This is a genomic window from Moraxella boevrei DSM 14165, assembly GCF_000379845.1.
Lineage (GTDB): Bacteria > Pseudomonadota > Gammaproteobacteria > Pseudomonadales > Moraxellaceae > Faucicola > Faucicola boevrei.
On the sequence record NZ_KB903804.1, the window covers coordinates 37,821 to 62,073 of the forward strand.

General features: G+C 39.9%; 19 protein-coding genes and 1 tRNA gene. 4 read left to right on the plus strand and 16 right to left on the minus strand.

Annotated features, from left to right (window positions below):
• Positions 1–27 precede the first annotated feature (27 nt).
• From ileS to A3G3_RS0109165, 7 genes are all read right to left on the minus strand, one after another.
• Positions 28–2,823: an isoleucine--tRNA ligase gene (gene ileS / locus A3G3_RS0109135; RefSeq protein WP_019520222.1), complete on the minus strand. Its 2,796-nt coding sequence runs from the start codon at positions 2,821–2,823 to the stop codon at positions 28–30.
• A 134-nt stretch (positions 2,824–2,957) separates the two neighbouring features.
• Positions 2,958–3,080, minus strand: a complete 123-nt coding sequence (locus tag A3G3_RS14850; RefSeq protein WP_267283250.1) for a hypothetical protein — start codon at positions 3,078–3,080, stop codon at positions 2,958–2,960.
• 13 nt (positions 3,081–3,093) lie between these two features.
• Positions 3,094–3,444, minus strand: coding sequence for a helix-turn-helix domain-containing protein (locus tag A3G3_RS0109145; protein WP_026212956.1), 351 nt, complete (start codon positions 3,442–3,444; stop codon positions 3,094–3,096).
• A 106-nt stretch (positions 3,445–3,550) separates the two neighbouring features.
• Entirely contained in the window at positions 3,551–4,555 is a 1,005-nt protein-coding gene (locus A3G3_RS0109150; RefSeq protein WP_019520225.1) for a hypothetical protein, read from the minus strand.
• A complete protein-coding gene (locus A3G3_RS0109155; protein ID WP_019520226.1) occupies positions 4,548–6,290 on the minus strand; it encodes a hypothetical protein in 1,743 nt (580 codons plus the stop codon). The genes A3G3_RS0109150 and A3G3_RS0109155 overlap by 8 nt, the downstream gene beginning before the upstream one ends.
• Positions 6,290–7,402, minus strand: coding sequence for a hypothetical protein (locus A3G3_RS0109160; RefSeq protein ID WP_019520227.1), 1,113 nt, complete (start codon positions 7,400–7,402; stop codon positions 6,290–6,292). The genes A3G3_RS0109155 and A3G3_RS0109160 overlap by 1 nt, the downstream gene beginning before the upstream one ends.
• Before the next feature lie 93 nt (positions 7,403–7,495).
• Entirely contained in the window at positions 7,496–9,079 is a 1,584-nt protein-coding gene (locus tag A3G3_RS0109165; RefSeq protein ID WP_019520228.1) for a peptide chain release factor 3, read from the minus strand.
• A gap of 159 nt (positions 9,080–9,238) precedes the next feature.
• On the opposite strand from A3G3_RS0109165, the gene A3G3_RS0109170 reads away from it, so the two are divergent.
• Positions 9,239–11,746, plus strand: a complete 2,508-nt coding sequence (locus A3G3_RS0109170; protein WP_019520229.1) for a TonB-dependent receptor — start codon at positions 9,239–9,241, stop codon at positions 11,744–11,746.
• A gap of 193 nt (positions 11,747–11,939) precedes the next feature.
• Here A3G3_RS0109170 and A3G3_RS0109175 read toward each other — a convergent pair whose 3' ends face one another.
• Positions 11,940–12,425, minus strand: coding sequence for an FKBP-type peptidyl-prolyl cis-trans isomerase (locus A3G3_RS0109175; protein WP_019520230.1), 486 nt, complete (start codon positions 12,423–12,425; stop codon positions 11,940–11,942).
• A 204-nt stretch (positions 12,426–12,629) separates the two neighbouring features.
• Positions 12,630–12,878 (minus strand): hypothetical protein, encoded by a 249-nt coding sequence (locus A3G3_RS0109180; RefSeq protein WP_019520231.1) that lies wholly within the window; start codon positions 12,876–12,878, stop codon positions 12,630–12,632.
• 499 nt (positions 12,879–13,377) lie between these two features.
• Here A3G3_RS0109180 and A3G3_RS0109190 point away from each other — a divergent pair, with 499 nt between their 5' ends.
• The 3 genes from A3G3_RS0109190 (at position 13,378) to A3G3_RS0109200 (ending at position 16,188) form a co-directional block, all read left to right on the plus strand.
• Positions 13,378–15,078: an NAD+ synthase gene (locus A3G3_RS0109190; protein ID WP_019520233.1), complete on the plus strand. Its 1,701-nt coding sequence runs from the start codon at positions 13,378–13,380 to the stop codon at positions 15,076–15,078.
• A gap of 73 nt (positions 15,079–15,151) precedes the next feature.
• Positions 15,152–15,652 (plus strand): L,D-transpeptidase, encoded by a 501-nt coding sequence (locus tag A3G3_RS0109195; RefSeq protein WP_019520234.1) that lies wholly within the window; start codon positions 15,152–15,154, stop codon positions 15,650–15,652.
• Positions 15,653–15,672: 20 nt separating this feature from the next.
• Positions 15,673–16,188 carry a hypothetical protein gene (locus A3G3_RS0109200; RefSeq protein ID WP_019520235.1) on the plus strand — a complete coding sequence of 172 codons (516 nt, stop codon included), beginning with the start codon at positions 15,673–15,675 and terminating at the stop codon, positions 16,186–16,188.
• A gap of 59 nt (positions 16,189–16,247) precedes the next feature.
• Here the strand turns inward: A3G3_RS0109200 and A3G3_RS0109205 are convergent, their stop codons facing one another.
• From A3G3_RS0109205 to A3G3_RS13575, 7 genes are all read right to left on the minus strand, one after another.
• Complete coding sequence (locus tag A3G3_RS0109205; protein WP_019520236.1) at positions 16,248–17,318, minus strand: ABC transporter substrate-binding protein; 1,071 nt, start codon at positions 17,316–17,318, stop codon at positions 16,248–16,250.
• A gap of 131 nt (positions 17,319–17,449) precedes the next feature.
• Entirely contained in the window at positions 17,450–18,184 is a 735-nt protein-coding gene (gene ispD, locus A3G3_RS0109210) for a 2-C-methyl-D-erythritol 4-phosphate cytidylyltransferase (protein ID WP_019520237.1), read from the minus strand.
• A gap of 36 nt (positions 18,185–18,220) precedes the next feature.
• Positions 18,221–18,607, minus strand: a complete 387-nt coding sequence (locus A3G3_RS13570) for a septum formation initiator family protein (protein WP_019520238.1) — start codon at positions 18,605–18,607, stop codon at positions 18,221–18,223.
• A gap of 82 nt (positions 18,608–18,689) precedes the next feature.
• Positions 18,690–18,766, minus strand: a tRNA-Asp gene (locus tag A3G3_RS0109220).
• Positions 18,767–18,906: 140 nt separating this feature from the next.
• Positions 18,907–20,100, minus strand: a complete 1,194-nt coding sequence (locus A3G3_RS0109225; protein WP_019520239.1) for an HlyD family type I secretion periplasmic adaptor subunit — start codon at positions 20,098–20,100, stop codon at positions 18,907–18,909.
• 65 nt (positions 20,101–20,165) lie between these two features.
• Positions 20,166–22,418, minus strand: a complete 2,253-nt coding sequence (locus A3G3_RS0109230) for a type I secretion system permease/ATPase (protein ID WP_019520240.1) — start codon at positions 22,416–22,418, stop codon at positions 20,166–20,168.
• Positions 22,419–22,498: 80 nt separating this feature from the next.
• A complete protein-coding gene (locus tag A3G3_RS13575; protein WP_019520241.1) occupies positions 22,499–24,211 on the minus strand; it encodes a TolC family protein in 1,713 nt (570 codons plus the stop codon).
• Between the last annotated feature and the right edge of the window lie 42 nt (positions 24,212–24,253).

Genomic DNA, 24,253 nt, shown 5'->3' on the forward strand with positions numbered 1-24,253 from the left:
ATAATATTACGCACCGTTTTTCACCTTTTAAGCAAACTTCCGCACTTCCCCCGCCCCAAAGGCATTGTCCACACATCTTGGGCAGATGTCTGGGTGGTCGGTATTGTCGCCCACGCTTGGCAAAATATGCCAACAGCGTACGCATTTTTCGCCAGTCGCAGGGGCAACTTTGACCGAGAGTGTATCGCCCTGATTTAGGCTGACGCTACTGGTGATAAACACAAATTTTAGCTCATCGCCCAATTTGGCAAGGGCTTGATAGGTGTCCTCTGGGGCGGTGATGGCAAGACTTGCCGACAAAGAGCTACTGATGAGCTTATCGGTACGCGCCTCGTCCATCGCCTTATTTGCCAGCTCTTTGACCGCCAAAATCGCCTGCCAGTCGCTCTCTGTAATATCAGTCAATGCCACAATTGGCAAGGCATACCATTCTTGGGTAAAGACATAGCCGTCTGTGCCTTTTAACACCTCCCATGCCTCTTGTGCGGTAAAGGATAGGATTGGGGCAATCCAGCGAACCAGTGCGTGGGCGATGTGATAAATGGCAGTTTGGGCAGAACGGCGAGCGTGTCCCTCCGTCTTAGAAGTGTATTGGCGGTCTTTGATGATGTCAAGGTAAAATCCGCCCAAATCCTGCCCACAAAAGCCTGTGATAAGCTGGCACACCTCGTGAAAATCCATATTGGTGTAGGCGGTACAAATGTCGTTTTGGATTTTGTTCGCTTTATAAAGAATGTATTTATCAAGGCTAACCAATGTATCCGCAGGGACTAAGTCGGTCGCAGGGTTAAAGTCATCAGTATTTGCCAAAAGAAAACGCACGGTATTACGAATACGCCGATACATATCACTGACACGGTCAAAGCCTTCTTTACTCACCGCCATCTCATACCGATAATCGGACGAGGCAACCCACAAACGCACAATGTCAATGCCGTATTTTTGGGCAAGCTCGGCAGGCTCAAAGCCTTTGGTGTTGCCTTTGGATTTGGACAGCTTATAGCCTTTGGCATCAACGGTAAAGCCGTGCGTTAGCACCTGCTTATAAGGGGCAACGCCACGCACCGCCTCGCTGACAAGGAGCGACGACTGAAACCAACCACGGTGCTGGTCTGACCCTTCCAAATACAAATCGGCAATGGGGGCAAGCTCATCTCGTCTGCCAAGCACGGTAAAATTGGTCGCCCCAGAGTCAAACCACACATCAAGCGTGTCGGTGGATTTGACATAGTTTTGGCAGTTTTGTTCATCTAAAAAGTCACTCATCGGGGCGTCAAACCACGCCTCAATGCCCCCTTGTTCAATCACTTGGGCGACTTTTTCAATCAAGGTAGAAGTTTCAGGGTGCAAGTCGCCTGTGTCTTTATGCATAAAAAAGGCAATCGGCACGCCCCAAGTACGCTGACGGCTGATACACCAATCAGGGCGACCATTCATCATCGATTCAATGCGATTTTGCCCCCATGCTGGTGTCCAAGTCACCTTGCCAATGTCACTGAGTGCTTGCTCACGCAAGCCTTTGGCTTCCATAGAAATGAACCACTGGGGCGTGGCACGAAAGATAATGGGCGTCTTGTGTCGCCAGCAATGCGGATAGCTGTGAGTAATTTCTTTATGGTCAAGCAAATGTCCGCTTTCTTGTAGCGTGGCGATAATCTTGGGTTGTGCCTTATAAATATGCTCACCCACAAACACTTTGGCAGATTCCAAATACACGCCATTACCGCCCACAGGGTTTTCGGTAGGCAGGTTGTTGGCACGCCCCACATTATAGTCGTCCACACCGTGGGCAGGAGCGGTATGCACAAGTCCTGTACCGCTATCGGCGGTCACATGCTCGCCTGTGATGATGGGAACTTGGCGGTCAGAAATTAGGGGGTGCTGGGCTTTTAGGGCGGTCAAATCCGCCCCTTTGACGGTTGCCAAAATTTCCACGCTTTGCAAACTCACATTTTTGGCAAAATCGTCCACCAAATCAAGGGTGATGATAAAATGCCCCTTTTCACTCTTGACAACGGCATAATCAAGCTCGCCATGCACGGCGATGGCTTGGTTGGCAGGCAATGTCCACGGGGTGGTTGTCCAAATCACCGCTTGTAATTTACCGTCAAGATTGGCAATCGCAGACAAATTTTCACGACCCACAACATCAAAACCCACATAAATGGCATCGGAAGTTTTGTTCTCATACTCAACTTCCGCCTCGGCAAGGGCAGAGCCACAGTCCAAGCACCAGTTCACAGGCTTTAAACCACGCACAATGTGTCCGTTGTCATAAATTTTGCCCAAGGCTCTTACAATGTCCGCTTCGGTGGCAAAATTCATGGTAAGGTAAGGGTTGTCCCAGTCGCCAAGCACGCCCAAGCGTTTAAAATCCGCCTTTTGTAGCTCAATTTGGCTTTTGGCGTATTCTCGGCAGGCACGCCGAAACTGCGTTGCGGTAATCGGCTCGCCATTCTTATCATTTTTTGGGGGGTGTCCTACCTTGCCAAACTCATTTTCTACTTTTTGTTCAATCGGCAAGCCATGACAATCCCAGCCCATCACATAAGGGGCGTCAAGCCCATCAAGGGTTTTGTATTTGACGATGATGTCTTTTAGCACTTTATTGACCACATGACCTAAGTGGATTTGGCCGTTGGCATAGGGCGGACCATCGTGTAGCACATATTTTTTACGCCCAGCTCGTGCTTTACGGATTTGTCCATAAACATCGTCTGCCTGCCATTTTTCAAGCCATACAGGTTCTCGCTTGGCAAGGTCGCCTCGCATGGCAAACGTGGTATCGGCAAGGTTTAAGGTGTCTTTATAATCAATCGTCATGGGGTTTCTCGTTTTTAAAATGACAGTTTTTAAAATTAAAAAATAGATAACCGCTTATTATAAGCGAAAATTACACCAATAACAATTAACTTGGTACAAAGACGAATTAATCGCTTTGGCAGGCAGAATTTGGATTATGTTTTATCGTTGGGCTTTGGATTGGATAGTGATGTTTTGTCAGTTTTGCAACTACTACGGCGTGGCAGTAACAGCAAGGTGGTGGCGAGTGTGAGTTTTAACAAGGTGGATTTTTTCATTAATATGATTTTATCAAGATAATTTTGCTAAAAGTTTTTCTAAAAGTTCAATCTGTTTGTCTTTTTGGGCAAGCAGTTCTTGTTGATGCTCAATAATCAGTTGTAATTTTTCTATTTCTTGGTTTTGATTATAATAATTGTTTTGAAAATTTGAATAATTATCGCCCAATAATAAATTAACATCGCTTCTTTCTTTTAATAACTCATTCATTTCTACATTAAAAATATTGGCGATTTGTTCTAATCTTGCGACTGTTAAAGCCGTCTCACCTCGCTCAATTTTGGCATAGCCATTTTTGGTTAGGTGCATTTTTTCTGCCATTTGTTCTTGGGTCATTTCTAACTTTTCTCTTAATTGACGAATGTTGTTTTGTGCAACATTTTAGTTTTCCCAATTAGTCAATCATTCTTTTGGTTAATTTTTGGTTGGTGGAATTTGGATTCTCATTCACTATTCTAACCATTTTTCGTTATTTTTTAAATCCCAAAATCTCTATAACTTCCAATGCTTCCCAATTTAGATTGTTATTCTTATCTAAAAATTGTGCAGCCAAACATTGAACATTATAGATCTTATTCTCTTTAAAATGTTTTGCACAGCGTGGTGGTACATAGATAACAGTATCTTGACTATCCATAAAGGCAGAATCTTCTCCCATTTTACGCTTTAATTTACCTTCAAATTTATTCAAATTAAAATTTGATTCTGAAATTGGAACAGGGCTATAAGACTCAACATTTACAATCTTGCCTAAGTCATTTATTAAGCATTCAGCTTTTATTGTTGCTCCAATAGGCAAACATTTTATATTTATAAAAGAAGTATGTTTAATTTTAAAAACATCTCCCCTATTTAAGGAAGTTCTTATATAGGTGTATTCAGAAGAATGGTTGCGAATATATCCAATCTTTGTAGAATGAGAGATTTGTTTATCTATTTGATTCTCTGGATTATTGCTTGAATTTTCTAATATGAATGATTGTTTTAAATCATTTTTTTCATTAACTTTATTGGCTTTTTTATTATTTAATAAAAAAATGTTTTTATCGGATTTTTTAGTTTGTTTATTTTTATTTTCTTGATCAACAAAATCAAAAAACTCTTTGACATCAAAATAAATAAAATAAGCCAATTCTACACCAGCTAATTTAATGGTTGTGATTTTTCTACCTGTATTAGGGCAAATATCAATACACAGTCTTTCATCAAGTGTAATGCAAACTTTTTTCCTATACACAACTTTATTATTTTCTTTTTTAATATCATCTAAAAAATCAGTGTAAATATAATCAAAAATCTTATTTTCTTTATTTTTGAAATCTTGAAACGATAAATGTCTTTCAAAACCAATGATTTCATAATCATCAGTTGAAATAACTTTTTCAATAATTGGTTTGGCAATATCATCAATAAAATTTTGATATAATTTTCCTTGTAAACCAAATACAAAATTACTTCTAAATAATTCAACCATTTAAATATATCTCTTGAACTTTAATAAAATTGATTTTAAATAATTTAACACCACAATTTAAAGATTCTCTTGAAACTATCACATCATTGCTTAAATTATAGTATGGTACACCAAAAGCATTGATAATGTCTGCATCAATAATTTGCGATAAACAAAACTCATAAGCCAATGATTTTATAATATCTTTTTTGATATATGGCGTATTATTTGATAAAAAAATCTGATAAGGTCTATACTTCCAATCTATGATTGTAAATACTGGACTATTTAAAGAATTTTTGCTTATTTCCCCAATTTCTTTATGAATTTTATTGTATATTTTATTATAAATATCTTTTGATATATTTTTAACCTGAATAAAATTTGGCGTTTCTGTAAACTCTATATTATTTACCTGTTTAACAATCAAATTATTATCATTTTTTAAAAAATCCATTTTTCCAAATCTGGTATTTTTTACCATAGATAAAGAAAGAATGTTGAATTCTTTTTTGAACATTTCAAAGACTTGGCTCAACATAATCCTATATTTGCTTTCTTCACAATTGTTATTTATTGAAATTTTTACATCTAAAACATTGGTAATTCCTTGATATTTTTCATCAAATACCAAACTTTCATTTTGCCTAAATAAGTCTAAAAGATTAATATCTTGCAGGCTTTTAAGAATAATATCTGGTCTAATATATCTTTGAAACTCATTTAGTTCAAAATGAAAAATATTTTGAATTTCTGTTGTGTCAATCCATACATCATTATTTTTATCTTTGGATAGTTTTGGCTGATACTCATTCATTTGTAAAGTATTACTATCACAATAAATTATTTTATATTGTTGATTTTTTAAGAACGCGTAGTTGCACATTTCTTCCCATATTAGGATAAAATCATCAATTCCCCAAAAATTTTGTCCGCTATTCTCATCAAACCCCAAACTGCCATATAAAAAATACTCTACCGCCTCATAAATATCCCAATACTGGTAATTTTTATAAGCAGTGGTTTTGTGAATATTATCCAAGCAATCTTTTAGAATGCTGATTGTAGATTCAAAAGAATATTCAGAAAATAAACTTTGTTCTGGGCTTAGATATTTATAAGAAAAATTAAAGGCAATTTCTTTGATTTGTTCAGATAATTCTTTCTCCAACTCACTTGCTAATTCTTTATAGATATAGCAAAATAACTCAATCAATTCGGACGGTACACCACGCACAATGTTGCGATAACCAACCATATTTTCAATAAAAATGGCGTGATTACTTAGAAAAATTCCCTTATCCAAATAATTTTCAATTTTGGAATAATCCACTTCTTCAATCAAGCCCAATTCTTGGATTAAAGATTCAATTTCTAACTCTTGATAAGTTTTGAATATTTTATCAATCAAATCAATTTTGCTATACAAAACAGTTTCGTTATTGTCTTCATCAGTAAAAACATAAGCCCCTTTGTGACTACTGTTTTTGGCATTTTCTTTTTGGCTATCATCTAAGAATTTATTGCCATATCTTTCACCATTTTGACGAAATTTCTCAAAAGTACGATACATTTTAAAAAATAAATTTTTAACATTTTCATAACTTTTATCAAAATCATCAAAACCCTTAGGCAAGAAAAAAGTCATCTTGCCTTGATATGGGCGAATGCCTACAAATGAATAATAGTCTTTTTCATCAGATGAAAATCTAACTTCATTGGGTCTTAAAACATTTAATTTATTAAAATTAAACATTATCTTTCCTGTATGGCTTTAACAAATTCCTTGACCTTTATGGCAAAATCCCCAAAAGTAACCAATTTATTTTTGTTTTGCTCTACATTATCGTTACCGAAAAGGAGTTTTACTAAGGGTGTTTTATCCCTATTAAAGACACTATCCCAAATAAAAAACATCAATTTGCTTTGAATGATAGAATATTCAATTTGATTTTGCTCATTACCTTTAATAAAATACCTACCAATCTGTTTATCTTCAATCCCACGAATATAGCTATGGTTGGATTTGATAAATTGATTAAGCTTGGCGATAAAATCAAACCAATCGCTTTCAGATTTAAAAGCAATGCCATCCGTTTTTACCAGTTTAGAATTAACATCAATAAACTGCCATTCCCAACGGCGTTTAAAGGCAGTATCCATATGATAAATGGAACTGTCCGAAGTATTCATCGTAGCGATAATATGGAGATTTGGTGGGATTCTGATTGTTTTATCTGCAATATTAAATTCTTTCAGAGCAATATTAAAGCGACTTCTTATTGTTTCTAATTTATCGCTATCAAGTCCTAAATCTGTGAATGTTGCTGTATTTATTTCTCCATTGTCGTGTGATTGAATTTTTTCAAAACCAATAATTTCAAGTAATTTAACAAATACCACACCTTGAATGGTTATGTCGTAACTTGATAAGCCTTCATTATCTCTATCTAGCAATTGAAATACAGAACCAAAAATTGCTGATGAATTACCACGATTGATTTCATCAATGACAAGAGCGACATTTTTTGGTTGTAATTCTTCGCCATTTGCCTCATTTTTTTTCTTAATTTCTTTTTTCTTTTCATCATACTCATAAGTATTTAAAATATTCTTATAAGCTTGTGCCAATGCTTTTAAAAAATGCCCTTCATAAAAATTATATTCTACTCTTCCTGCTCTTGTAATTGGCAATAATTTTCCCATAAAATCCCCATAAGTGTATTCAGGGTGAAATACGGCTTTAATTACATTTTCAGGATTTGCTTTTTCGTCAATGCCTAGAGAGGGAATGATTTTATCTTTAATCAAATGGCTTTTACCAGTTCCTGGGCTACCAAAGATGATTTTTTGAATGGGCTGTGTCATTGCTTTTTTCCTAAAATTAACCAAATTTAAAATAAGACAGAACTTGCGTTCACAAATTCTGTCCATTATACACCAATTTTTGTACTTTTAAAATCAATGCTCCCTAGTCGCCCGAAACTCCACCTCAGGATAGCGTTCTTGCATTAGTTGCAAATTGACACGGCTTGGAGCAAGGTAGGTCAGATAGCCACCGCCGTCCACCGAGAGTTGGTCGTGGGCTTTTTTCTTAAATTTTTCAAAGGCGACTTTGTCATCATAATGTACCCAACGCACGGTTGCGATACTAATCGGCTCAAAGGTGCATTGTACCTTGTATTCTTCTAACAATCTGTGAGCCACCACCTCAAATTGCAACACCCCCACCGCCCCCAATATCAAATCGTTGTTGATTTGAGGCATAAATACTTGCGTTGCTCCTTCTTCGGAGAGCTGTTGCAAGCCTTTTTGTAGGGCTTTGGATTTTAAAGGGTCTTTTAGCACCACACGGCGAAACAGTTCAGGGGCAAAGTGCGGAATGCCTGTAAAATTCAAGGTCTCGCCACTCGTGAAACTATCGCCAATTTGGATTGTACCGTGATTGTGCAAGCCGATGATGTCGCCAGCGTACGCTTCGTCCAATGCTTCACGGTCGCCCGCCAGGAACATGAGTGCGTCCGACACTCGCACTTCTTTGCCGATACGCACATGGTTCATTTTCATGCCACGCTCGTATTTGCCCGAACACACACGCATAAAGGCGACACGGTCTCGGTGCTTGGGGTCCATGTTGGCTTGAATTTTAAAGACAAAGCCCGTAAAGGCAGGCTCGTCCGCTTTTACCAATCGCTCCACCGCATCGTGGTCTTTTGGCGGTGGGGCGTATTTTGTTAAAACGTCCAAAATCATGTTTACACCAAAGTTACCCAACGCCGTGCCAAATAAGACAGGCGTTTGCGTGCCATTTAAAAATTCTTGTTCGTCCCACTCTTCATGTGCCATTTGCACCAGTTCAAGACTTTCTTCAAACTGTTTAAACGCCATTTCACCAATTTTTGCACGCACATCAGGATAATCGTAACCGTCTCGGCTTTCGATTTCCACTATTTCTGTGCCGTGTCCTTTTTGGTAAAAATAGGTTTTGTTGTCCAACAGATTATAGACACCGACAAAATCTTGCCCCATGCCAATCGGCCAACTAAAAGGCACACATTTAATTTTTAACACATTTTCAATTTCATCAAGCAAGGCAAGCGGATCTTGGATTTCACGGTCAAGTTTATTGACAAAGCTAATAATCGGTGTGTCTCGCATACGGCACACTTCCATTAGCTTGATAGTGCGTTCTTCCACGCCCTTAGCCCCGTCAATCACCATTAAGGCAGAATCCACCGCCGTCAGCGTGCGGTAAGTGTCCTCGCTAAAATCGGCGTGTCCGGGGGTGTCTAGTAGATTGACCATACAGTCATTATAAGGAAATTGCATGACCGAGGTGGTAATAGAAATGCCCCTTTCTTGCTCCATACTCATCCAGTCGGAGGTGGCATGTTTATCGGTTTTACGAGATTTAACCTCGCCTGCTTTTTGGATAACTTGCCCCCACAGCAAAAGTTTTTCGGTCATGGTGGTTTTACCTGCGTCAGGGTGGGAAATGATGGCGAATGTTCGGCGTTTTTGGATTTCGGTCATGAGTTTTTTCATAATAATCACTTGATAAGGGTTGGTAAAACTGCTTATTTTAACATTTTTTGCTTAAGCGTTGTGCTTTTTTATCAGATTAAGATTTTGAAATGTTATAATATTACATTTTTATAAAGTTATGTTATAATGTTTCTTTTTTATAAAAATAAGGTTACATTTATGATAAAAAACACGTTACATTTATCTGTGTTGGCGGTATTAGCAAGCTCAAGCATGAGCGTGTTTGCCAATGATAGCTCACCTGAGACGACTTTGGATACGATTGTGATTGAAGCAACGTCTGCTAATAAGGTCAATTCGTTAGCCTTTGCTGAAAGCCAAAAGGCGAGCGATATGGTGATTTCAAAGGAAAGATTAAAAAGCAAGTCCGCCACGCTTGGCAATGCGTTGGCAGGTGAGAGTGGCATTCATTCTAATCCGTTTGGCGGTGGGGCATCTGCTCCTGTGATTCGTGGTCAAGAAGGCGTGCGGGTTAAGATTTTGCAAAATGGCTCTGCGGTTGCCGATATGTCCACAGTTAGCCCTGACCATGTGGTTGCGGTGGATACGCTTCTTGCCAGCCGTGTAGAAGTGGTGCGTGGTGCGTCCACGCTCATGCACGCAAATGCTTCGCCTGCTGGGGTAATTAATGTCGTTGATGGACGCATTCCAGACAAGATGCCAACAGGCATCACAGGTGAGACGATGTTACGTTTTAATTCTGGTAGCGATGAAAAACTTGCAACAGCAGGGATTTCTGCTCCTTTAAATGATAATTTTGTCCTACGATTGGAAGCAATGGGGCGAGATGCCAACCCTTATAATGTTCCTGCCATTAATTTTGGTGAAGTGTTGAATTATTTACCAGATTCTTATAATAAATCCACAGTTGGAACATTGGGCTTGTCTTATATTGGCAATCAAGGGCATATCGGTTTGGCATATAGCGAACGCCGTGATAAATATGGACTGGTTGGGCACAATCACAAGTTTGATAATTGTGAAGGACACGCTTTTAACACCAGCCGCGGACTTTGGGGACCTGAACGTAGATATTTAATCCCTTATCCACATCTGATGAGCGATGAAGACATGATAACGTCTTTGCATTTTCACTGTGGTACAAATTATGATTTAGACCCCAGCCACAGCCATGAACACGTCTATGGACATAAGCATGACCACACTCAAAAAGGTCCTTGGGTGGACATGACATCAAAAACTTTTTCTCTGCAAGGTGAAATTAACCAGCCAATCCCAAGTATTGATAAAATCCGTCTTACCGCAAGCCACAGCAATTATGAACATCAAGAATACGATGACGGTAAGCAAATTCCTGATCCATCAAAAGGAAAGATTTTTGTAAAAGGTAATACGTCTTACTGGGATAATCAAGGTTTAAGCTCCAAACTTTCTATTTACCAATCGCCAACAGACCGCCTGTCTTTTGTGTGGGGTTTTGACAATCAACGCAATAAAACCCACGCCCTTATCCCAAGCCCAAACGAAAAAGCAGGCAATCGCCGTCTTTTGGTGAAAAATACCCAAAAAACCCACAGTATTTTTGGGCTTAGCGAATACAAAATTGGCAATGTAAAGCTCCACACCGCCCTACGCCAGGAACGCACTCGTATTCCTGTAGAATACAACATGGACGAAATCAAAGCACAACTTGCCAACGGTATCGGCACACAAGAATTGCCCGATTTAACACCTTATAAAAGCAATGCCACTTCCTATGCAATGGGAGCGATTTGGGATATTAACCCAAAACTTCGCCTTGATACCACATTTTCGCACAATGAACGCACACCCACGCCTATGGAGCTTTATTATCACGGCAAACATTTGGCGACCAATTCATTTTTATATGGCAATAAAGATTTAAACAAAGAAAAATCGGACAATGGTGAGCTTGGGTTAACCTTTAAAGGCGATAAATGGCGTGTCAAAGGCAGTATTTATGCCAACAAATTTGACAATTACATTCACCCAGAAAATTTGTATAAAAGTGGCAATTTAACCATGCGACGCTTTACCCAGTCTAAAGCAAAATTAAGAGGGGCGGAGCTAGAAATTGGCTATCAATTTAACCCAAATCTCAATGTTAGCCTCTTTGGCGATATGGTACGTGGCAAATTATATGGCTTTAGCCCCATTACTGGCGGTAACCTTTATGAAAAAGTGAAAGTGATTGACCCAAATTGCGATTTAGAAAAAGACGACCCAGACTATGAAGATTTTTGCATTGATATAGAAAATAAAGTCGTTGGCAAAGACACCATTACCCGCCCAGACCGCACACCGCCACGCCTATCCCCTGACCGTATCGGTATGCGTATCAACGGCGAGTATGGCAACTTCTCGCCATCGCTAGAGTTTATCCGTGTTTTTGACCAAAACCGTACGTCAAACTCTGTCGCTGCCAAATATAACAGCGAATGTACCCACCACCAATACGGCAATGAGCGTCTATGTCCTATTTTTATCCAAGAAGATGCCACCAAAGGTTATAATCTGCTGAATGTGGGGCTTGATTATCACAATTACTTTAAAGGTTTGCAATATACTGTATCATTGAATGCCAACAACTTATTAAACGAAAAAGTGTACATACATAACTCGTTTTTGCCATTTGTGCCACAGCAAGGGCGTAACTTTAGCCTTGCTTTGACCACAAAGTTTTAACCTATTTAAGTAATAACGCATAATTTTTTCTAAATTTTTATTAGACCTCTTTTGGAACAAAAAATAGACCCTCATAAATCTGGGTCTGAAATTGTTAAAAACCCACAAAATAGGTGTTTACAAAAAGGTCTATTTGCAAGCATTACAAAAAAAGAACGCCGAAACGTTCTTTTTTTGTCAGTCCACCATCAAATTAATGATGATGACCGCCTGCACCGTGTACATGACCGTGAGCCAATTCCTCTTCAGTCGCTTCACGAATTTCTACCACTTCTACATCAAAATGCAAGGTTTTACCTGCCAATGGGTGATTCGCATCCACGATAACCAAATCATCTTGCACATCACGCACGGTTACCAGCATCACATGACCGTCTTCGGTTTGTGATTGGAACTGCATACCTGCTTCAATGTTATCAACACCTTGGAAGTTTTCACGTGGCACTTCTTGCACTGCACTGTCTTCAAACTCGCCATACGCATCCGCAGGGGCAACGGTTGCGGTGAATTTGTCGCCAACGGTTTTACCTAAAAGTTGGTTTTCTAAACCTGGGATAATGTTTTGAAAACCATGTAAATACGCCAATGGCTGACCTTGTGATTGGTCAAGGATATTCCCTTCATCATCTTTTAATGTGTAATTAAAATATACGACACTATTGTTTGCAATCGTTGTCATCGCTCATTTTCCTATAAAAATGGATAAATAAAAAAGTTAAAAATTTGTGATTTAAAACCCACGTTTAGAGTTATTAATAAGGTTAAAATTTGGTTATTCAAGGCAAAAATTGATTTTTATTGATTTTTTGCCAATGATTAAAATTATTCAATACTTTAGATTTTTCGCCAAGCTCAGCACAAACGGTTTTACAACCTAAGTATTTTACGATGCCTGATAAGTTTTGCCTGCGTAAAAGTCGGCTTGATGTTCATGATTACAAAAAAAATGCTCACCGTCCACGATGCCACGCCATTCTGCCAAACTATGTTGACAAAAACTACAATTTCTTGGGGTCAGATTGTCCCCTGCTTTTGGCATATAATCGCCTTTTGGTGGGCGTGGATACATAAATTTCATCGCAATCCAACTACACACCACAATGATAAACATCACAAAAATAAATGAAAACATAATTTTCTCAACCAAAAAAACCGTATTAAATCAATGATTAGCCAAAAGGTCAAGCAAACTTTTGACGGTTTTTGTAAAATTTTGACAAAATTTCGCAGAATTTCACAATAACTGTCAAAATTACCCAAAAAATTACTCGGTCGTGTACATTTTTTTGTTGCTATGCGTGGCAATTTCTTTATAATAGAATAGCCGATTTAGAACCTGTATTCATAACGTTTTTGCAATGAAAAATGCGATAAATTGCCCGCTTTTCAAGGAAAAAACGCAGGTTGATAGTCATTCTATCAAGCAAGTTTTTGACGCAGAAAAGCAAGATTTAACCAGTTTTCATGCAAAAGCAAACTTTTATTGACTACTTTTACAAAAAAAATTAAGTTGCGTAAGGTTGTGAATACAGGTTCTATGGCAATGTTTTGATAAAAGATTATTTTTAAAAAACGGTATTATTTTTAATTTTTATTACACAGTTAAAATCAATATTAAAGGAACAATAAGTATGTCAACGACAAACAACCACGAAGCAACTTTTAACCATTCACAAAGCCCCAACCCAAACAATGAAAATTTGGCAACTGGTTTAAAACTTGCTATTGTTCAAGAAAAATTTATGGTCGGCGATGTGATAGGCAATGCCAAAAAAATGGTCGCATTGGCAAATTCCGCCCGTGAAAAAGGGGCAAATTTAATCATTTTCCCAGAACTTGCGTTATTGGGTTATCCACCTGAAGACTTGCTGTTACGCCCAAGCCTTGCTAGTCGTGTAAAAATGGCGTTTGAACGATTATTTAGCGTCAAAGATATCGTGATGTTGGTCGGTTATCCGCATATTGACCAATATGGTACGTTTAACTCGGTGGCGGTAGTGCATAATGGGCAACAAAAAGCCTTTTATCACAAGCAACATTTGCCAAATTATGGTGTATTTGATGAACGCCGTTATTTTAGCAAAGGTCAAAATCAGGTATTGTTTGATTACCAAGGCTTAACAATTGGTTTGTTAATTTGTGAAGATTTATGGCAAGAACAACCAACCAAATTGCTCAAAGAAAAAGGGGCGGATTTGATTGTGTGTATCAATGCTTCGCCGTTTGAACAACATAAGCAAGAACAACGCAAAGCCCTGTTAAAACAACGTGCGAGTGAACATCAACTGCCAATCGTGTATGCCAATAGCGTAGGTGGACAGGATGATTTGGTATTTGACGGCGGTTCTATGGTGGTGGATGCCCATGGCAGTGTGATGCATGAAGCCCCACGCTTTTTGCCACATACACTGTACGCATCAATACGCATGAATGATGACCAAAAACTGACACTGTCACAACAACGTAAAGCTCCGTTAGCATTAGGACAAATCGCCGAAACTTATCAAGCCTTGGTGGTCGGTTTGCGAGATTATGTGCAACATTCAGGTTTTAAAAGCGTGTTAGTCGGTTTGTCAGGGGGCTTAGATTCGGCGTTAACTCTGTGCATTGCGGTTGATGCGTTAGGAGCGGACAAAGTATATGCGGTGAGTATGCCAAGCCAACACACGCTTCCTGCTAGCGTGAACGATGCTAAGCAACAAGCCCAACGCTTGAATGTATCATTTACCATTTGCCCCATTCATTCAGCAATTGATGGTTTACGTCACACGCTTGACCCAATCTTTAGCCACACGCCGACTGATATTACCGAGATTAACCTAGAAGCCCGTGCAAGGGGTACGGTACTCATGGCGTTGTCAAATAAATTTGGGCAACTGGTACTCACCGCAGGTAACAAAACTGAAATGGCAGTCGGCGATACCACCCTGTACGGCGATATGGCAGGCGGTTTTGACGTATTAAAAGATGTTTATAAAACTCAAGTGTATGCCCTAGCCAACTACCGTAATCGCCTAGAAGACACGCCAGTTATCCCTGAACAACTGGTAAATCGTCCAGAATTACAAGATAATTTGCATATTTTAGATGATTATGAAAAATTAGACAAAATTTTGGAATTATACATTGACAAAGATTTTGGTTTTGATGCGATTATTGAAGCAGGTTATGACAAAGATGTGGTACAACAAGTGCTAACCATGGTTGATCGCAACGAATATAAACGCCGTCAAGCACCGATTGGCACAAAAATCAGTCATAAAGCCTTTGCTAGAGAGCGTCGTTATCCACTCGTCAATCATTGGACGCTTGAGATGCCAAAGTTAAATTGATTGTTACTATAAAATACACCTAAGGCGTATTTGGTTACGCCTTTTTCTTATCCAATCTTTAACATTATTCCCCATGAGAACTTATCCATTTATCCAAATTTTTGTTGCAAAACAACACCTGATTTTACAGTTGTCTGAGCAACATTTTACAAGTTTTGTAATTTCTACTGCCAAAAACGGTGTTGGACAACAAAACGGCTCAGGTCGTACACCGCTTGGCAAGCATCAAATTTGTGAAAAATTTGGCGAAAATTTACCGATAAATAGCGTCTTTGTTGCTCGGCAATTTACAGGGGAAATTTATGATGACGTTTTGGCAAAGCAATTTCCTGATAGGGATTGGATTTTGACACGGATTTTGTGGCTAGACGGCTGTGAACAAGGTTTCAATCAAGGTAAAAATGCCCTTGGCAATTGTGACACTCGCAGTCGTTATATTTATATCCATGGCACGCCAGAGTGTGAGCCGATGGGCATACCGATGTCACACGGCTGTATCAGAATGCGAAATGCGGATATTTTGGCGATTTTTGACCAAGTAAGCGTTGGCACAATCGTTGAAATTTTTCCCTAATTTTTATCATAACAGTTAAAATGATGTTAACCAAATATTTTCAATCTAAATTTACTCGTGGTATTTGTTTTATACTGATATGGCTAAGTTTATCGCTTATCATCAATTTTTTTACCAAGCCAGATTTTCAAAAACCGATTAACGCTGAAACTTTTAGCATTTGTGCCCAAAAAAATCAAGAAAACGACCATGAACCACCGTTACCACTGTATTCACTCATAGATTATCACGCCAATCCACAAAATTTTCGCCTATGCCAAGCCCCCTATCAGCAAGCATTAGCAAGTAGCATTTTTCGCTTACGATTTGAGCAAAAAAAGGATGGTAGTTTTGTATTAATGACATGGAATGATAGCATGGGTGATCCTTTAGAATACCATTATAGGGTTGTTAATACATCACCAACACCTGTCATCGAGCCGATTGGTTGGCGACATGGTACAGCAATGGCTTTAGGGTTAAGTTATTTTTTCGGATTAATCATCAGTACCCTCATTTATAAAATTATTAAACGAAAAATGACAACACAAAAATAAAAATGCGAATGTCAAAATTTGACAGTCACATTTTTTAATTTTTAAAAAAAATATTAAAATTATTTAGCTTTACCGTGCGTTGTCACAGGCGTGGTATCTACATTGACCGCCTTTTGCAATACCGTATCAGAAAAAGTTAGACCTTGTAATTGGGCGTGTTTTGGGCTAACGTATAACGTCAAATCATTCATCACGGCAGGGGGAACTTGGGTGACAGGCGTACCGTCAAGGATTTTTACCACCATTTTGCCTGTTGCACGCCCAAAGTCATAGTCATTCACCCCCAACGCTGCCGCCGCCCCACGTCGTACACTAAACTCATCCGATGCAATAATCGGTAATTTTAAAGTATTGGCAGACTCTACCATTGACTCCATGGCCGATGCGACATTGTTGTCCATTGACGTATAGATGATTTGGGCTTTGCCATCTAGGGCTTTGGTCGCCATCCCGATTTCGTTGGGGCGATTGGTTGGCATTTCTACCAGTTTTAGCCCACGTTTTGGTAATTCAGCATTTAAATCATTTTTTAGCGATGATGCGTTCATCTCGCCTGCACTGTACACATAGCCGATTGATTTGACATTTGGCATAATTTGTTGCATAAAATCCAACTGTGGGGCTAATGGTAATTGGCTAGAAAGCCCTGTAATATTGGCTTGGGTGGGTTTATTATTGCTGTCAATCAGCTTGGCAGCAACAGGGTTAGAAACAGCGGTATAAACAATCGGAATATCTTTACTCGCTACTGCCATAGACTGGGCGGACGGTGTGGATAATGCCACAATCACATCAGGATTATCCGCAACAAACTGCTTAGAAATCTGCCCAACCGTGGCGGTATTGCCTTGTGCTGATTGAAAATTTACGGTCAAATTTTTACCCTGTTCATAACCTTGGGCTTCAATCTCATCAATCACGCCTTGACGAATGGCATCTAACGATGGATGTTCCACAATCGCTGTAATCGCAACAGTTTTGGCGGTTTTTGTGGTGGCGGTACTTGCTTGGCTACTGTTTTGTGAGTTGCTCGCTAAGCCTTCCTTTGAACTGTTTTGTGTATTAGAACAAGCCGTTAAACCTACCACCGCAGACAACACGCTCAAGTGTAACGCTGATAAAATTTTCATCAAATTTCTCCAAAATAATTGTGTCGTTATACAAATACATTTCAATGTACTAGTTTAATAGTACACATCATAACATAAAATTTTGGTTAAACAAACTATTTTTTCAAAACGTTAAAAAATAACACCCAAAATTAGGTTAAAAAAACTTGTGCAAATTGTAAATCTTCTGGAAAGGTCAATTTGATATTTTGTTGACTGCCTGCAACCAACATTGGTTTTTTGCCAAAATGCTCAAACAAGCTCGCTTCATCGGTAAAGGCAATCTTCTCATTAATTGCGATTGTCAAATAGTCATACAAATCCACCAAGGGAAAAAGTTGGGGCGTTTGGGCAAGCCATAGCATACTTCTATCCAAGGTTTTATCGCTGACAACATATTGATTTTCAAGGTTTTGACTGACAAGGCTTTGTTGTTTTACCGTATCACGCATCGGCACTGCCAATAGTCCACCTGATTGATAATTTTTATCGCAAACAGTTTGAATTAAATTTTTAATATCGCTTGGATTAACGCACGGTCTGCCCGCATCGTGTATCAATACCCAATGTGAATGTAAGTCGGAATTAACCGTATCATACACCGTTTCAATCACCGCTTGCACGCCATAATAAACCGAGTTCATGCGTTCTGCACCACCCACCACCCAATGTATTGGCAAATCGAAATTCAGCGATTTTGCCCAACTGTCATGGGCTGACACCACCAAATAACAACTGTCAATCGCTGACACTTGACTCAGTGCCGAGATAGTATGTTGCAACACGGTTTTACCGTGAATTTGACAATATTGTTTAGGAATGCTCGTACCAAACCGCTTGCCCACACCTGCTGCGACCACAACCGTATGAATAATATTTTTTTTCATGATAATAGAAGTTACAAATAATTAAATTTTGATAAATTATGGATGATTCGGGTTATCACCATTATCGGTATGTTGTTGGCTATCCGATTGGTTGTCATAGGGTTGATACAGCGGTGCTTGCGTATCAAATGTGGTGGTTGCGGTGGACATTTGCACAAAGGTTTCACCTGATTTTATCAAGCCCAAATCTGCTCTTGCATGTTCTTCTACCGCTTCTAGCCCATTTTTGAGGTCTTTGACATCGGCTAATAACACTTTATTGGCTTTTTGTTGTTCATCGTTGATATATTGTTGTTCGGCGATTTGTTTGTTTAACAGTGTCAAATCTCGGTGTCCATTCGTGCCAAACCAATATTGGTATTGCAAGGCTAATAACACCACAATGGCAAACAATATCATCATCACTTGGCGAATGTAAATCATACTACAACTCGTTGATAAATAACAGGATAATTCCTTTAATAAAAAACCCCAAACCTAAAAAAGATTTGGGGTTTTTGGATAATGGCGCAGCGGACGGGACTCGAACCCGCGACCCCCGGCGTGACAGGCCGGTATTCTAACCGACTGAACTACCACTGCGTATAAAACTGATTGCCATTGTCGGTTGGCTTGTTGCGTATTATAGCGTTTTTTGTGACATTGTCAACTAGATTTTTAAAAATTTGTGAAATTTTTAACATTTTTTCTAGTCCCCATTTTTGCCAATCCAACCCTTTTAATTAACGCTCACCCAAACCTTCGGATAAGGTTTTGGTGATTGGTTTGGTTAAATAGTTTAATACGGTACGTTCTAAGGCTTTGATTTCAACGGTTGCGGTCATACCCGGACGGATAACGATATCTTTTTCACGTCCTTGAAATTCCGCCCCTTTGATGTGGATTTGCACACGGTAATAGGGTTCTTGACCTTTTGGGGTTTGTTCCATCAGCGTGTCTGGGCTAATATAGCTGACCGTGCCGTTCATCGCCCCAAAAATTGAGTAATCATACGCATCTAGCTTGACATTGGCGGTCTGCCCTTCTTTGACATAGGCGATATCAGCAGGTTTGACTTTGGCTTCCACAATCAAATCGCTAGAGGTTGGCAAAAGCTCCATGATGACTTCCCCCGGTTTTACCACACCGCCCACGGTATTAATTTTGATGTTATTTACAATGCCGTCTGTCGGTGAGTTCAGGCGTTTTTCCTGTAACACTTGGCTACGGTCTCGCATTTGCTCTTCTTCGGATTGTAAATCTTCTTGGGCTTTGGTGAGTTCGGTTTGGGCTTCTTCAAAATATTTGTTACGTTTGTTATTAATTTGGGCTTCAATATCTGCCACTTGACGGCGTAATTTTATCACGTCCGCTTGGCTCACATCGCCATGTGCCAATAAGGGCTCATTCATGGCAAGCTCTTGTTTTGCCAACACCAACATATTTTTTAACGATGCGACATCTTGGTCAATCGCTTGTTTTCGGCGGTTGTAAAGTTGGGTTTGGTTCACCACATATTCGCTAAATTTTTGCACATCGTCTGAAAATTTTAACGGTTTGTCAAAAATTTCTGCTTCTAGACGGGCAATTTTGGCTCTCAAGGCAGCAATTTTACTCGCTGAATTATCCACGGCGGCTTTGGCACGTTCTTCTTCTAGTACAATTAATAATTGTCCTTTTTTGACCGCATCGCCTTCTTTTACCAAAAGTTGGGTTAAAATACCACCTTCAGATGCTTGAACTTCTTGGGTTCTGGCACTGGCAATCACGGTGGCAGTGGCTCGGGTAACTTGGTCAATTTTGGCAAAAGCCGCCCAAGTTACCAAGGTGATAATGGCAATTAAGGCTATCCACACTGTCCAACGGGCTTTGCTGGTGTTGGGTTGGGCGGATTGGTATTGAAAATTACTGGGGTTATTAGGGTTGTTTGGGTTCATCGTTTACTCGGTTATCATTTTGACAAATTGACAAAAATGTTAAAAATCTAGATAAAAATGCCACCTTAAGCCGTTGGCGGTTGCCCGTCACTTGGGTTTGAGTTTTGGTTTGGATTATCGCCCTGTTGTTGTGCCAATTTACGGCGGGCTTCTTGTTGGGCGATGGCTTTTTGGCGAGCGTCTTCTTCATTTTTTTGTAATTGGGCTAATACCGCTTGTTTTGGTCCATCCATGACGATTTGGTTATTTGCCATGATAATAATGCGGTCAACCAAATTGAGTAACGCCATTTTGTGGGTAGAAACAATCAAGGTTTTACCCCCTTTTTGCAGTTCTTGGGCGATGACTTGCAAACATTGTTGTTCCTGCACGTTATCCATGGAGGCAGTCGGTTCGTCCAGTAGCCAAACGGTTGGTTGCGTAAGCACCAAGCGAGTAAAAGCAACCAGCTGTTTTTGTCCGCCCGATAAGCCTTTACCACCTTCGCTAATCGGCAAATCAATCCCGCTAGAATGCGATGATACCAAACGCATTAGCCCTGTTCGTACCAACGCATGTTGCAAAACATCGTCTGGCGGTGTGGGCATTCCGATTAATAAATTTTCTCGCAACGTACCTTGAAATAAACGGTGGTCTTGTTGCAAATATCCAACTTGTTCACTCAGACTTTCTCGACTGATTTGGTTAATGTCTAAACCGTCCAATAGCACACGCCCTTCGGTCGTACCGTATAAACCTGACAACAGTTTTAACAAAGTAGATTTACCCGAACCAATCGCCCCCAAAATCGCCACCCGTTCGCCTGCACGGATGGTTAGTTGTGGTACTTGTAACGCTGGGCGATCATTGCCTGCATATTTGAACACCACGCCGTCCGCTTGATAGTTACCTTGAATGCGAGACGGTGATAACGGATAATTCACGCCATCATTGTCTTGGGCAAGGGTAAACAATTTTTCAATATTGGCTTGAGCAGCTTTGGCATGCGAATATTGCATGAGCAAACTTGGTACTGCCATAATCGGTGCTAAAATCCGACCTCCCAAAATCGTACACGCAATCAAGCCCCCAGTTGTCAATTGCCCTGTCATCACGATATACGCCCCAACAATCACAATCCCCACATAGCTAATTTGCTGAAGCATTTGCACCGCATAGTTGAGATTGTCATTGATATGTTTGACTTTTAAATCGTTGTTAATGGTGGTATTCATTACGTTTAACCAACGAGACAAAAATTTCCAGTTACCTGCCCCTGCTTTAATGGTTTCCATGCCTTCAACAGTTTCTACCAAAATTCCTGTTTTGGCATAGGACGCCGCCGCCCCTTCAGCCGCCGCTTTGTCCATTTTGGTACGGCTTGACAAACCAATACTAATGCCAATAATCCCTGCCAAAATCGGAATTAATGACAACCAAGGTGAGCCAATTGCCCCAATGATAATGATAAACAAAATGCTCATCGGCAAATCAACCAAGGTAAACAAAGTTGATGCGGTAAAAAAACTACGCACTTGCTCATAACCACGAAGCTGAGCCGCTAGTGACCCTACCGACCCTGGCATTTGGTCAACCCGCACTTTTAACAAACGCTCAAAAATATCTCTGGATAAATTCTGGTCAAGGCTCACCACCATTTTATCCATAATTTTGGAACGGGCAAACTTCATAAACATTTCAAACAAAATCACCAACGCCACGCCTGATGACAAGATTATCAGCGTATACTCACTGCGAGTTGGGATAACACGGTCATACACTTGCATAGAAAACAGCGATGATGCCAATGCCAAAAAGTTAATAATCAGCGATGCAATCACCGCTTCGGCGACCACACCTTTATGTTTGCTTAAGTTATTATTTAGCAAATTGCGAAAGCTAATTTTACGTTTTTCAACATGTTGGTCAGAAAGCTGAATTTTGGCAATAAACACAAATTCATGACTTTGACAACGCATTGCTTGGTTAATTTTTTGAAACAACCATTGATTAGGGGCGGTTTGTTGTACAATTCTACCCCAACCATACTGCGGATGATACGCCAGCAACGGCATATACGCACCATCAGGCTGTGGCATGATTTTTGGCAAATCGTGGATACCCAAAATCTGCAACAAAGTCAACACCTTATCGGTTGGCTCTGCCAATGGGTCAATATTGGCAATACTGCTATGCAAGCGATTTTTATCAATCGGAAAGCCCTGCTCTTTTAGCAAGGTAGATACTGCTTCTGCCAACTCTTGCGATTGGTTAGCTTGGGTTGGGATTGGCTGATGTGTGGTGTTTTGTGTTTGTTGTGTGTTATTTTGGTTCAGCATTATGTTGCCTTAAAAAATCAAGCATTTGGTTAAAAATGCAAAAATTATGGTTTATTTTTTATAAAAAATCTCATCTAAATTTAGGGTTCAACATAGCCTAACTGATTGGCGTTCAAGGTTTGGCTATTACTTAACACTTTGATATCAGGGACTTGTAATGGTGGAAAATACGGTTTTTGCGTGCCGTTACTATCGGTAATTAACACTTGGGAATTATCCACCAAAGGCGTGACGTCACTCGTTGCGTTATGGATTGAATTATCGGTTGCATTTTTAGGATTTGCTAGATTGTCAGTTGTTACCAACGCTTCATCTATTGATTGCGTTGGTTCAGTTACGTTATTTTTCGCATCTTTATCAAAAATGTTGTCAAAACCCTTGTCAATACGATTGCTCGTTGGCAGGGTATTTGACGATTGTAAGGTGTCATCACGGTGTTGTTGCAACCAGTCTTGGAGTGATTGATAAGGGCGATATTCTTGAGTTGGGGCGTGAATTAAGCCAAATTCTTGCCACGGCATCCGCCCAAAATCCACGGCTAATTTATAATAAGCTCCTAGCATTTGGCTTTGGATTTGTAATAACTGTTGCTCATAGCCTGCTTTTTCACGCACGGCGTTTAGCACTTCTAACCAACTTTTTCGCCCTGCAATAAATTGACGGCGATATGAGTCCACCACGATTTGAGCCCCTGCTACTGCAGAAATCAGTGATGTTTCTTGGTCTTTGGCATTGACAAACTCTTGATATTGGGTTTGGATACTTTCCATCACGGTACGGCGAGCGGCTTCTTGGGATTGTTCAAGGCTTTGCACACGGGCTTGCGACGCACGAGCCAACGCCATATTAGAAAAACCTGCCCCAGGGTCATAGCTTAAACCGACCGAAAACTGTCCATCATTGTCCCGTGTGCCTTTGTGGTAGTACAAATATTCGTATTGGGCATACACAGTTGGATAACGGCTGGCTTGTTGTGCTTTTACGCCTTGTTTGGCGGCTTCAATTTGAAATTGTTGTTTAATCACGCTTGGGTTATTAATGCCACTTTGGTTAAAGGCTAATTGCTCAAAATCCACCGATTGGGCTTTGACATATTGTGCCATTTTTGCCAAGGTTACCGTACCGACCGCTTGCCCATTGACATTTTCGCCAATCATTTGTGATAAACGGGCTTCGGCGATACGTTGTTGTTGCACTGCCCCTTGATAGGCATTTTGGTCTTGTAAAATACGGTTTTTGACCAATTCTAAATCAATCTTTGCCGACACGCCTTCGGATACTCGGCGTTGCATCATGGCTTCAAACTCACCCAATTGCTTTAAATTATTGACATATAACTGCTGTAATGCCACCGCATAAATATAACTTTGCCAAATATCAATGGTATTTTTTGCCACCGTATTTTGCTGTTCAAAAATATACGCCATCGCCGCTTTATCATCATAAATCGCTTGGTTCACATTCGCCGTAAGCCTACCACCTGTCCACAACGGCTGACGCAATCCTGCACGGCTAATCATCCCGTCATTCTTATCATAACTTGACGTCACAGACGGTTGTGGCAACAAGTTCAACTTTGCCGCACGCACGCCTTCAGCTGTCGCCTGCTCTTCAGCACGAGCCGAACCCACCAACGGGTGCGTTGCCACCGCTTGCCCAATCAAACCATTAACATCGGTCATATTCGCCGAATGCACCGCCAACGGCAAAACCGCCAAAGTAAATACCACCAGTGATTTTGGCAAATTTTTGATAACTCGTGTTTTGCAAATGCGTAAATTCGCGACAACCATGATAAGACCTATATTTCAAACAAATATAACAGATTGATTTTA